Source organism: Streptomyces sp. NPDC002386, assembly GCF_053593175.1.
The window spans coordinates 22,630-34,564 of sequence record NZ_JBSFBX010000005.1; the positions used below are offsets into that span (position 1 = coordinate 22,630).

At 72.4% G+C, this 11,935-nt stretch carries 8 protein-coding genes; 5 read left to right on the forward strand and 3 right to left on the reverse strand.

Going from position 1 to position 11,935, the window contains the following annotated elements:
- Nucleotides 1-111: 111 nt before the first annotated feature.
- On the forward strand, nt 112-3,486 hold the full coding sequence (locus ACWCPN_RS12070; RefSeq protein ID WP_451204576.1) for a pyruvate carboxylase: 3,375 nt from the start codon (nt 112-114) through the stop codon (nt 3,484-3,486).
- 87 nt (nt 3,487-3,573) lie between these two features.
- Here ACWCPN_RS12070 and ACWCPN_RS12075 read toward each other — a convergent pair whose 3' ends face one another.
- From ACWCPN_RS12075 to ACWCPN_RS12085, 3 genes are all read right to left on the reverse strand, one after another.
- A complete protein-coding gene (locus ACWCPN_RS12075; protein ID WP_451204578.1) occupies nt 3,574-4,029 on the reverse strand; it encodes a hypothetical protein in 456 nt (151 codons plus the stop codon).
- Nucleotides 4,030-4,178: 149 nt separating this feature from the next.
- Nucleotides 4,179-5,396: a chitinase gene (locus tag ACWCPN_RS12080; RefSeq protein WP_451204580.1), complete on the reverse strand. Its 1,218-nt coding sequence runs from the start codon at nt 5,394-5,396 to the stop codon at nt 4,179-4,181.
- Nucleotides 5,397-5,587: 191 nt separating this feature from the next.
- A complete protein-coding gene (locus ACWCPN_RS12085; RefSeq protein ID WP_451204582.1) occupies nt 5,588-6,016 on the reverse strand; it encodes a PaaI family thioesterase in 429 nt (142 codons plus the stop codon).
- A gap of 262 nt (nt 6,017-6,278) precedes the next feature.
- On the opposite strand from ACWCPN_RS12085, the gene ACWCPN_RS12090 reads away from it, so the two are divergent.
- The 4 genes from ACWCPN_RS12090 (at nt 6,279) to ACWCPN_RS12105 (ending at nt 11,917) form a co-directional block, all read left to right on the forward strand.
- Nucleotides 6,279-7,454, forward strand: coding sequence for an FAD-dependent oxidoreductase (locus tag ACWCPN_RS12090; RefSeq protein ID WP_451204584.1), 1,176 nt, complete (start codon nt 6,279-6,281; stop codon nt 7,452-7,454).
- Between the two features lie 64 nt (nt 7,455-7,518).
- Complete coding sequence (locus ACWCPN_RS12095) at nt 7,519-8,325, forward strand: inositol monophosphatase family protein (RefSeq protein ID WP_451204585.1); 807 nt, start codon at nt 7,519-7,521, stop codon at nt 8,323-8,325.
- 150 nt (nt 8,326-8,475) lie between these two features.
- Entirely contained in the window at nt 8,476-11,016 is a 2,541-nt protein-coding gene (locus tag ACWCPN_RS12100; protein ID WP_451204587.1) for a discoidin domain-containing protein, read from the forward strand.
- 664 nt (nt 11,017-11,680) lie between these two features.
- Entirely contained in the window at nt 11,681-11,917 is a 237-nt protein-coding gene (locus ACWCPN_RS12105) for a chaplin (protein WP_199213115.1), read from the forward strand.
- Nucleotides 11,918-11,935: the final 18 nt, after the last annotated feature.

An 11,935-nucleotide genomic window follows, 5' to 3' on the forward strand; every position in this document is an offset into this window, starting at 1 on the left:
CTTTTCGCACTTCGACATGTACGGGTACCCCCTAATGTTGCCGCGACGTACGGCAGGGCATGGCTGACACCATGGTGTTTGTCGCCGCCAGGCAGCTGAAGGGAATCCAGGATGTTCCGCAAGGTGCTGGTCGCCAACCGTGGGGAGATCGCGATTCGCGCGTTCCGCGCGGGCTACGAACTCGGTGCGCGCACGGTCGCCGTGTTCCCGCACGAGGACCGCAACTCACTGCACCGGCTGAAAGCCGACGAGGCGTACGAGATCGGGGAACCGGGGCACCCCGTGCGGGCCTACCTCTCCGTCGAGGAGATCGTGGGCGCGGCCCGCCGGGCGGGCGCGGACGCCGTCTACCCCGGGTACGGATTCCTCTCCGAGAACCCCGAACTGGCCCGCGCCTGCGAGGAGGCGGGCATCACCTTCGTCGGCCCGGACGCGCAGACGCTGGAGCTGACCGGCAACAAGGCCCGCGCGGTCGCCGCCGCGCGCGCCGCCGGCGTACCCGTGCTCGGCTCCTCCGCGCCCTCCAACGACGTGGACGAACTGGTGCGGGCCGCCGAGGAGATCGGCTTCCCGGTCTTCGTCAAGGCGGTCGCCGGCGGTGGCGGTCGCGGTATGCGCCGGGTGGAGGAGCCCGCCCAGCTGCGCGAGTCCATCGAGGCCGCCTCCCGCGAGGCCGCGTCCGCGTTCGGCGACCCGACCGTCTTTCTGGAGAAGGCCGTCGTGGACCCGCGCCACATCGAGGTGCAGATCCTCGCCGACGGCGAGGGCAACGTCATCCACCTCTTCGAACGCGACTGCTCGCTCCAGCGCCGCCACCAGAAGGTCATCGAACTGGCGCCCGCGCCCAACCTCGACCCCGGGCTGCGGGAGCGGATCTGCGACGACGCGGTGCGCTTCGCGCGCGAGATCGGCTACCGCAACGCGGGCACCGTGGAGTTCCTGCTCGACCGCGACGGCAACCACGTCTTCATCGAGATGAACCCGCGCATCCAGGTCGAGCACACGGTCACCGAGGAGGTCACCGACGTCGACCTCGTCCAGGCCCAGCTGCGCATCGCCTCCGGCCAGACCCTCGCCGACCTCGGGCTGTCCCAGGACACCGTCACCCTGCGCGGTGCCGCCCTGCAGTGCCGCATCACCACCGAGGACCCGGCCAACGGCTTCCGCCCGGACACCGGCCGGATCAGCGCCTACCGCTCCCCGGGCGGCTCCGGCATCCGACTGGACGGCGGAACCACCCACGCGGGTACGGAGATCAGCGCCCACTTCGACTCCATGCTGGTCAAACTGACCTGCCGGGGCCGGGACTTCCAGGCGGCCGTCGGACGGGCCCGGCGCGCCGTGGCCGAGTTCCGCATCCGCGGCGTGGCCACCAACATCCCGTTCCTGCAGGCGGTCCTGGACGACCCCGACTTCCAGGCGGGCCGGGTCACCACCTCCTTCATCGAGCAGCGCCCGCACCTGCTGACCTCCCGGCACTCCGCCGACCGCGGCACCAAGCTGCTCACCTACCTGGCCGACGTCACCGTCAACAAGCCGCACGGCGAACGGCCCGAGCTGCTCGACCCGGTCAGCAAGCTGCCCTCGCTCCCGGCCGGGGAGCCCGCGGCCGGCTCCCGGCAGCGGCTGGTCGAACTCGGTCCCGAGGGATTCGCCCGGCAGCTGCGCGAGTCGCCGACCATCGGGGTCACCGACACCACCTTCCGCGACGCCCACCAGTCGCTGCTGGCCACCCGGGTGCGCACCAAGGACCTCCTCGCCGTCGCCCCGGTGGTGGCCCGCACCCTGCCGCAGCTGCTGTCCCTGGAGTGCTGGGGCGGCGCCACGTACGACGTCGCGCTGCGCTTCCTGGCCGAGGACCCCTGGGAGCGGCTGGCCGCCCTGCGCGAGGCCGTGCCCAACATCTGCCTGCAGATGCTGCTGCGCGGCCGCAACACCGTCGGCTACACCCCGTACCCGACCGAGGTGACCGACGCCTTCGTGCAGGAGGCGGCCGCCACCGGCATCGACATCTTCCGCATCTTCGACGCCCTGAACGACGTGGGCCAGATGCGGCCGGCCATCGAGGCCGTGCGGGAGACCGGCACCGCGATCGCCGAGGTCGCCCTCTGCTACACCGCCGACCTCAACGATCCGGCCGAGCGGCTCTACACCCTCGACTACTACCTGCGACTCGCCGAGAGAATCGTCGAGGCCGGCGCCCACGTCCTGGCGATCAAGGACATGGCGGGACTGCTCCGCGCCCCGGCCGCCGCCAAGCTCGTCACCGCGCTGCGCCGCGAGTTCGACCTGCCCGTGCACCTGCACACGCACGACACCGCGGGCGGCCAGCTCGCGACCTACCTCGCCGCGATCCAGGCGGGCGCCGACGCGGTCGACGGCGCGGTGGCCTCGATGGCCGGTACGACCTCGCAGCCCTCTCTGTCGGCGCTCGTGGCCGCCACCGACCACTCGGACCGGCCCACCGGCCTCGACCTGGGCGCCGTCGGCGACCTGGAGCCCTACTGGGAGGGCGTGCGCAGGATCTACGCCCCGTTCGAGGCGGGTCTCGCCTCCCCGACCGGGCGGGTCTACCACCACGAGATCCCCGGCGGGCAGCTCTCCAACCTGCGCACCCAGGCCGTCGCCCTCGGCCTCGGCGACCGCTTCGAGGACATCGAGGCGATGTACGCCGCCGCCGACCGGATCCTCGGCCGGCTGGTCAAGGTGACCCCGTCGTCCAAGGTGGTCGGCGACCTCGCGCTGCACCTGGTCGGCGCCGGGGTCTCGCCGGAGGACTTCGAGGCGACCCCGGACCGGTTCGACATCCCGGACTCGGTGATCGGCTTCCTGCGCGGCGAGCTGGGCACCCCGCCCGGCGGCTGGCCCGAGCCCTTCCGCACCAAGGCCCTGCAGGGCCGGTCGGCTGCCAGGCCGGCGCCCGAGCTGTCCGCCGAGGACCGCGACGGGCTGGCCAAGGACCGCCGCGCGACCCTCAACCGGCTGCTGTTCCCCGGCCCGACCCGCGAGTTCGACACGCACCGCCAGAGCTTCGGCGACACCAGCGTGCTGGACAGCAAGGCCTTCTTCTACGGCCTGCGCCCGGCCAAGGAGTACGCCGTCGACCTGGAGCCCGGTGTCCGGCTGCTGATCGAGCTGCAGGCGGTCGGCGAGGCCGACGAGCGCGGTATGCGCACCGTGATGTCCTCGCTCAACGGCCAGATCCGGCCCATCCAGGTGCGGGACCGGGCGGCGGCCTCGGACGTGCCGGTGACGGAGAAGGCGGACCGGGGCAACCCGGGCCACGTGGCGGCGCCGTTCGCCGGCGTGGTGACGCTCGCCGTGACCGAGGGTGACGAGGTGGCTGCCGGCGCCACCGTGGCCACCATCGAGGCGATGAAGATGGAGGCGACGATCACCGCGCCGAAGGCGGGCCGGGTGTCCCGGCTGGCCATCAACCGGATCCAGCAGGTGGAGGGCGGAGACCTGCTGGTGGAGATCGCCTGACGGCGGCGCCCGCGCGCCGCGGCCGGATGTCACCGGCCGCGGCGCGCGGGCGTACGGACCGGCTCGGTGCCGGTCGGGAGGTGCCGGTCAGCTCGGCAGCGGGTAGCTCACGACCTGGTCGAAGCCCGCGGGCCGGGCGCCCTCGTAGGTGAGGGTGATCCGGCTGAACCGCTGGACGCCGGGATGCTTCTGCCACGGGGCCGGGCTGTCCAGCCGCACCGTCACCCGGTACGAGTGGAACTTGCCGGCCGCGCAGTACGGCTTGCAGTCGTTGACCGCGTTCAGGCCCTCGGCCACGGCCGCCCGGGAGCCCCACTTGGTCCAGTGCAGCCCCAGCAGGCGGCTGTTGCCGTCGCCGCAGGCCAGGATGTAGTCGGCCGGGCGGACGGTGCGCTGGAAGGAGCAGTCGACCAGCACCGGCTGCGTCCGCCGGGCCTGCGCGGCCGACGTGCCCGGCGGAGTCGCGGAGGCCGTCGTCATGGCCGCCGTGAGCATGGCTCCCGCCGCGAGCGTGACTGCCGTTCCCACCAATGATCCGCGCATGGCCGCTCCCACTGCCGTTCCGTGTCCGACCGCGTGCACATCGACGCTACGACCGTACGCCCGGATGTACCAATCGCGCAGGTCGCGCCGTGTGTCCGCGGTAGGGACAGCTGTTCGGCGCCAGGTTTGGTCCGAGCACGTCAAGCGGCTCAGCAGGCGCCCTCGTCCTGCCAGGGACCCCACTCCGAGGCGCCGGGCACCTCGTTCTGGGTCCACCACTTGGCCTTCCAGTTGTGCTTGCCGTACGAGACCTCGTTGTCCTTCGTGTACACCGCGGCCGAGCTCCAGGCGGTCTTGCAGGAGGTGCCCGGAGACGGGGTCGGGGTCGGGGTGGGAGTGGGTGTCGTGGTGGGCGGGGTGACGCCCGCGAACTTCACGGAGTACTTGGCGAAGTCCCAGGAGCTCTGCGCCACGCTCGAGCAAGTGCCGGACGTGCGGCCTCCGTTGTCGGCCGGCGTGCACTGGCGGTCGCGGTTCAGGGACCAGAACGTGAACCGGTCCATGTGGTGACCGGTGGCGTAGTCCAGCACGGTCTGGAAGTCGGCCTGGGAGAAGTACTCACCGGTGTCGCTGCGGCCGTTCATGCCGGAGAAGCCCTCGTGGGCGTAGGCGGTCGCCTGGTCCCAGCCGAAGGTCGACCGGAGGATCGAGTTGAAGTCGGTCAGCGCCGCGGTCTGGCTCGCCGCCCCGCTGAAGCCGCCGTCGAACGGCATGATGGAGAAGTTGTTCGGGGTGAACCCCTGGGACTTGGCCTCCAGCAGCATCTGCTTGCCGAACCAGCCGGTGCCGTCCGCCGTGCCGGCGGTGGTCACGGAGACGTACAGGCCCGGATTGTTCTGCTGGAGGATCTTCGCGGCGCCGATCTCGTTCCTGATCGCGGCGCTGTTCTCGTACTCCGGCTCCTCGAGGTCGAAGTCGATGGCGTGCAGGCCGTACTTGGTGATCACCTGCTGATAGGCCGCGGCCGTGGCGGCCGGGTCGGCGCACGCCTGGCCGAGCTTGGTGCCGCCGTAGCCGCCGATGGAGACGGAGACGTCACCGCCCTTGGCGCGGATGGTGTTGATGACCGACTGGACGGCGGTGTCGGAGGAGACGGGGGAGGTGCCGCCCCAGGTGGGGGAGCAGCCGCCGCCGTTCGGGGCGAGGACGAAGGCGAGCTGGAACGCCTTGAGGCCGGTGGCGTCCATGATGGCGGCCGCGTCCGGCGGGTCGTTGTCCGTCGGCATCAGGTAGGGGGCCGCGGCGTACCACCGGTCGCTCAGCGCGTTGGTGGCGCCGGAGGCGCTGGTGGTGACGAGGGCGGTGGTGCCCGCGGCGGCCAGTGCGACGGCGGCCGCCGCACCCAGACATGCGCGAAGAGGTCTCACTGCGTGCCTCCAGGGGGTGGGGGTGGGGGTTGCCCAGCGGGGAGTCGCCCCAGCGTCCGGGAGCTGTTGCGGTCACGTCAATGAGTTGGTCTAGTCCAAAGAGGTCCTTGGACTAGACCATACGTTTTCTTTACTCCATTGCCCGCTCGCGGCGCGGGGAGTGCGAGGGGCGGGGCGGTGTCAGCCCGGGATCAGGACCCGCTCTTCCGCAGCACGATCTGGGTCTGCGTGGTCAGGCCGACCAGCCGGTCCCGGTCGTCCCGCAGCTCGGTCTGCACCACCACGAGGGTGCCGCCGACGTGCAGCGGGCGGGCCGTGGCGCGGACGTGCCCGGCGGTGACCGCCCGCAGGAAGTTGGTCTTGGACTCCACCGTCGAGGTGCCGGTGGCCCCCGCCGGCAGGTTGAGGTGGGCGCACACGGCGCCGACGCTGTCCGCCAGCGCCATCAGCGCGCCGCCGTGCAGCGCGCCACCCGCCGTGCAGATCTCCGGGGACCAGGCGAGAACGCCGACCGTGCGCTCGGCGCCGGCCTCGGGCAGCTCGATGCCCAGGCCCGCCGCGAAGGGCATGGCGGCCAGCAGATCGGCGGGCCGCGGAGCGGCCGGCTCGGACAGGGACATGGTGTACCGCCTCTCGTGGACGCCGTGCTGCTCCGCACGTCGATCAGGCAGTGTGCCAGCGGTGCCCGGCACGGGCCGGGATCATGGTCGTCATCGCGCCAGTCGCCGCCCGGTCTCCCGAACGGCCCGGGGCCCGGTCCCTGTGGCCGCCCGTCCCTTGCGGAGGCGACCGGATGTGGGCGTGCCGGTTTGCCCGCCCGGCCGTCGATGGCGTAGCTCTGCCACCCGTCGGGGCACGCGAACGGAACGGTGGGTGGTACCGATGGCACGCATTCTGGTGATCGGCGGCGGTATCGCGGGCACGGCGGCCGCGCTGGGCCTGCGCAAGGCCGGGCACGACGTCGCCGTCTTCGAGGCGCACCCCGGCACCGCCGAGGACCTCGGCGCCTTTCTGACCCTCGCGGCCAACGGCATGCGTGCCCTGGCGCAGATCGACGCCACGGACGCCGTCACCGCCATCGGTTTTCCGCTGACTTCCCTGCGCCTGCTTGACAGCGGCGGCGGCGAGGTGGCGCGCGCGCCGCTCGCCGGTGCCGACGACCCCGCGCTGCGCTACCGCTGCCTGCGCCGCGGCGATCTCAACGCGGCCCTGCAGGCCGAGGCGGTCCGGCGGGGCACGCCCCTGCGCCACGGAGCCCGCCTGGTCTCCGTGGACGAAGCCACCGACGGCGTGACCGCGCGATTCTCCGACGGCAGCAGCGCCACCGGAGACCTGCTGATCGGCGCCGACGGCCTGAACTCGGCCGTACGCCGGCTGGTCGTGGCGCCCGCCGCCCGGCCCCGGTACGCGGGCCAGCGCGTCTACTACGGCTACACCGGCGCGGCACCCGCGCCGGGCGCGACCGGCGTCATCACCATGGTGCGCGGCAGCCGGGCCGCGTTCGGGTACGCGGTCTCTCCGGCGGGGGAGACGTACTGGTTCGCCCGGGTCGACGGCGACCCCATGCCCGCGGGCGGCGCCGCGAGCCCCGCACCCGCGCAACTGCGCGGCGAACTGCTCCCGCTGCTGCGCGAGGACGCCACGCCCGCCGGAGACATCGTCGAGGCCTGCGGCGAGACCCTCATGGCCACCGACGCCACCGAGATGCCGCTGGGCATCCCGTGGCACACCGCCCGCGTCCTCCTCCTCGGCGACGCGGCGCACGCGGCCTCGCCGGCCACCGGCCAGGGCGCCTCCATGGCCCTGGAGGACGCCGTCGTCCTCGCCAAGGCCCTGCGCGACCTCCCGGACCCGCGGACCGCCTTCACCGCGTACGAGCGCCACCGCCGACCGCGCGCCGAGCGCAACATCACCGTCAGCGGCGCCATCTCGCGCGGTACCCACAGTCCGGCGCGGGACGGTTCCGCGGCCCCCGGCGCGCCCCGCGAGGACGACATGCCGAACCGCCGGCTGGACTGGGAGACCCCGCTCGACGAGGTCTCCCCGACGGAGTGCTGAACGGGTCAACTCGACCGGGAGGAGGTGAAGTTCGGCGGAAGGGGGAGACGGCTATCCTGCCCGCATGCAGATGACCGACTCGGGGTCCGACGCCCACCTCGCCCGTACGGCGGCGCGGGCGGGAGCCGCGGTGGTCCGCGAGATGTACGGCAGGCGCCTGGACCGCTTCGAGAAGTCGGCCGGTGACTTCGCGACGGCGGCGGACCTCGCGGCCGAGAAGGCCATCCTCGACGTCCTGCGCACCGCGCGGCCCGGCGACGCCGTCACGGCCGAGGAGAGCGGCAGCAGCGGTGCCGCGGGCAGCCGGCGCCGCTGGCTGGTCGACCCGCTGTGCGGCACCCTCAACTACGCCGTGCGGAACATGCTGGTGGGGGTGAACGTGGCGCTGCGGGAGGGCGACGGGATCACCGCGGCCGCGACGGCCGACCCGTTCGGCGACGAGGTGTTCTGGACCGACGGCCACCGCGCCCTGGTCCACCGCGACGGCCGGGACGAGAAGCCGGCGCCCTCGCCGGAGTCCCGGCTGGTGGACGTCAACCTCGACCCGCCGTTCCCCAACGCTCCCGGTTTCCAGGCGGTCCGGCTGCTGGCCGACCCCGGCTTCGGCCGGCGGTTCCGCCCCCGAGTGGTGTCCACCACCCTCGCGGTCGCCTGGGTCGCCGCGGGCCGCAGGGCCGCGTACGTCACCGACGGCGACCTGCGCGACAGCGTGCACTTCGCCGCCGGGATCGCGCTGTGCCAGGCCGCCGGCTGCACGGTGACCGGCATCGACGGCCGGCCCCCGCACAGCGGCGCGGGCGGACTGATCGCGGCCGCCGACGACGAAACCCACGCCGCGCTGCTGGAAATGGTCAAGAACCAGACGCGGTAGCGGAGTTGGCGCACGGGCACGCCAGGTCGCGCGTATTTCAGGTTTTGACTTCCGAAGGCTTGCCGCCCGCTTGGCTCATCACTTAAATCAAAACATGAACTAAGCCATGGGGTCAGCTTCCTGACCTCCGCAGCCGCATGGAGCCACCACATGAGACTGAGATCCCTGGGCATCGCGCTGGCCGCCACGGCGGCACTGATCGCCCTGCCCACCACCCATCCACCCGCCGCCGCGGCCGAAACCCCGCTGTCGCAGGGGAAGACGGCCACCGCGTCCTCCGAGGAGAACGCCGGCACCTCCGCCGCCAAGGGCGTCGACGGCGACACCGGCACCCGCTGGTCCTCGGCCGCCACCGACGACCAGTGGTACCAGGTCGACCTGGGCGCCACCGCCACGGTCAGCCAGGTCGTCCTCACCTGGGAGGCCGCCTACGGCAAGGACTACAAGGTCCAGCTGTCCAAGGACGGCAGCACCTGGACCGACCTGAAGTCCGTCACCGGCTCCGACGGCGGCGTCGACACCCTCGACGTCTCCGGACAGGGCCGCTACGTGCGCATGCTCGGCATGCACCGCGCCACCCAATGGGGCTACTCCCTCTGGGAGTTCCAGGTCTACGGCACGACGGGCGGCGGCCGGACCGGCTGCGGTACCGCCAACGCCGCGCAGGGCCGGCCCGCCACCGCGTCCTCCACCGAGAACGCCGGCACCCCCGCCTCCGCCGCCTTCGACGGCGACACCGGCACCCGCTGGTCCAGCCAGGCCACCGACCCGCAGTGGCTCCGGGTGGACCTCGGCGCGGTCAAGGACCTCTGCCGGATCGACCTCAGCTGGGAAGCGGCGTACGGCAAGGACTTCCAGCTCCAGGCGTCCTCCGACGGCCAGACGTGGAACACCCTGAAGAGCGTCACCGGCGCGGCCGGCGGCACCGCCTCCTACGACGTCAGCGGCACCGGCCGCTACGTCCGGGTCTACGGCACCGCCCGCGGCACCGGCTACGGCTATTCCCTGTGGGAGGCCGCCGTGCACACCGGCTCCGGCGACGAACCGCCCGTCCAGGGCGGCGGCGACCTCGGCCCCAACGTCATCGTGGTCGACCCCTCCACGCCGAACCTGCAGCAGAAGTTCGACGACGTCTTCAAGCAGCAGGAGTCGAACCAGTTCGGCACCGGCCGCTACCAGTTCCTGCTGAAGCCGGGCACCTACAACGGCATCAACGCCCAGATCGGCTTCTACACCTCGATCTCCGGCCTCGGCATGAACCCCGACGACACCCAGATCAACGGCGACGCCACCGTGGACGCGGGCTGGTTCAACGGCAACGCCACCCAGAACTTCTGGCGTTCGGCGGAGAACCTCGCCATCAGGCCGTCCAACGGGACCGACCGCTGGGCGGTCGCCCAGGCCGCCCCGTTCCGCCGCATCCACGTCCAGGGCGGCCTCAACCTCGCCCCCAACGGCTACGGCTGGGCCTCCGGCGGCTACATCGCCGACTCGAAGATCGACGGCACCGTCGGCCCCTACTCCCAGCAGCAGTGGTACACCCGCGAGAGCTCCGTCGGCGGCTGGACCAACGGCGTCTGGAACATGACCTTCTCCGGCGTGCAGGGCGCGCCCGCGACCAACTTCGACAACGGCCCCTACACCACCCTCGACACCACACCGGTCTCGCGCGAGAAGCCGTTCCTCTACCTGGACGGCACCGCCTACAAGGTGTTCGTCCCGGCCAAGCGCACCAACGCCCGCGGCGTCTCCTGGCCGGCCGACGCGGGCACCTCCCTGCCGCTCGACCAGTTCTACGTGGTCAAGCCGGGCGCGACCGCCGCCACCATCAACGCGGCCCTCGCCCAGAGCCTCAACCTCCTCTTCACCCCCGGCGTCTACCACCTCGACCGGACGATCGACGTCACCCGCGCCAACACCGTGGTCCTCGGGCTCGGTCTCGCCACCCTGGTCCCGGACAACGGCGTCGACGCCATGCACGTCGCCGACGTCGACGGTGTGAAGCTCGCCGGTTTCCTCATCGACGCGGGCCCCGTCAACTCCGACACCCTGCTGCGGATCGGCGAACCCGGTGCCACCGCCGACCACTCGGCCAACCCCACCACCATGCAGGACGTGTTCGTCCGGATCGGCGGCGCCGGACCCGGCCTCGCCACCAACTCCGTCGTCGTCAACAGCGACGACGTCATCGTCGACCACACCTGGATCTGGCGCGCCGACCACGGCAGCGGCACCGGCTGGGACACCAACCGCGCCGACTACGGCCTGCGCGTCAACGGTGACGACGTCCTCGCCACCGGTCTGTTCGTCGAGCACTTCAACAAGTACGACGTGTACTGGAGCGGAGAACGCGGCCGCACGATCTTCTTCCAGAACGAGAAGGCGTACGACGCCCCGAACGCCGCCGCCATCACCCACGACGGCATCGTCGGCTACGCGGCCTACAAGGTCGCCGACTCGGTCACCACGCACGAGGCGTGGGGCCTCGGCAGCTACTGCAACTACACGTCCGATCCCACGATCGTGCAGGCGCACGGCTTCCAGGTCCCGGTCACCACGGGGGTCAGGATGCACGACCTCCAGGTGATCTCCCTCGGCGGCAAGGGCCAGTACGCCCATGTCGTCAACAGCACGGGCGCGCCCACCTCGGGGACGGACACCGTTCCCTCCAAGGTGACCTCGTTCCCGTGACGCACGCCCCGCTCCCGCGCGTCCGCCCGGCGCGCGGGAGCGGGCTCGGTCGTCGGCCGGCGCCGGCCGAACTGCGCGGTCCGCGCGCAGCACCTAGGGTGGCGAATGCGGGCGGCCGTGTGCCGGTCCGCTCGCGGGTCAAGCAACGGCCCTCCTCCGAACCCGTTTTCGGCTGGGGGCGGTTGACCCCGCCGACGGTACCCGGGTCCGGGTGCGTGTCCGAAGGGCCGGAAGCGCGGACGACACTCCGCGTTCCCGACCCGACTTCACCCCACGGGACAGGCCGCACGGCTCCCCGGTTTCGGACGCCCCGGCCCGGGGCCCTCGGTGCGCCGGCCTCCGCCGGCCCCGACGGGTCCCGGGACCGTTCCCCCACGTGAAAGGCCGGCGCCCCTCCCCGGCCGAGGACGGCGAGAGCGCGCCGAAGACGGCGGGCGTCCCGCTCGACGCCACCGGGCGCGGCCCGCGGCGACGGCGCCCCGCCGTGGAGCGGCGACGTGGCCAACTGCGGGCGACGACCCGCTCCGGAAACGCTTCCTCCGCCTCCTGAACCGCCCCTGACCTGCGCCGGTCACCCAACGGCGTATTCCAACAGGCGGCCGCCGCGCCCAGCCGGTGTGATGAGAGGGTCCCTACGTCAACCAGTGAGGCAACACACATGCGTATGCGTAGCTTTGCCACGGCGGCGGTTCTCGCGGGCTCCCTCGCGCTGGCCGGCACGACGGCCGCCCACGCGGCCGACCCGGACCCCACGACCGGTACCGCCAGCAACAGCCCGGGCGTCCTCTCGGGCAACGTCACCCAGATTCCGGTCGACCTCGGCCTGAACCTGTGCGGCGACAGCATCGACGTCATCGGGCTGCTGAACCCGGCCGGTGGGAGCACCTGCTCCACGCAGTGACGTCGTCGCGTGCGCCGG

Coding starts and splice junctions, on each gene's coding strand:
- ACWCPN_RS12070 (WP_451204576.1), top strand. CDS start 112: ATGTTCCGCAAGGTGCTGGTCGCCAACCGTGGGGAGATCGCGATTCGC.
- ACWCPN_RS12075 (WP_451204578.1), bottom strand. CDS start 4,029: ATGCGCGGATCATTGGTGGGAACGGCAGTCACGCTCGCGGCGGGAGCC.
- ACWCPN_RS12085 (WP_451204582.1), bottom strand. CDS start 6,016: ATGTCCCTGTCCGAGCCGGCCGCTCCGCGGCCCGCCGATCTGCTGGCC.
- ACWCPN_RS12090 (WP_451204584.1), top strand. CDS start 6,279: ATGGCACGCATTCTGGTGATCGGCGGCGGTATCGCGGGCACGGCGGCC.
- ACWCPN_RS12095 (WP_451204585.1), top strand. CDS start 7,519: ATGCAGATGACCGACTCGGGGTCCGACGCCCACCTCGCCCGTACGGCG.
- ACWCPN_RS12100 (WP_451204587.1), top strand. CDS start 8,476: ATGAGACTGAGATCCCTGGGCATCGCGCTGGCCGCCACGGCGGCACTG.
- ACWCPN_RS12105 (WP_199213115.1), top strand. CDS start 11,681: ATGCGTAGCTTTGCCACGGCGGCGGTTCTCGCGGGCTCCCTCGCGCTG.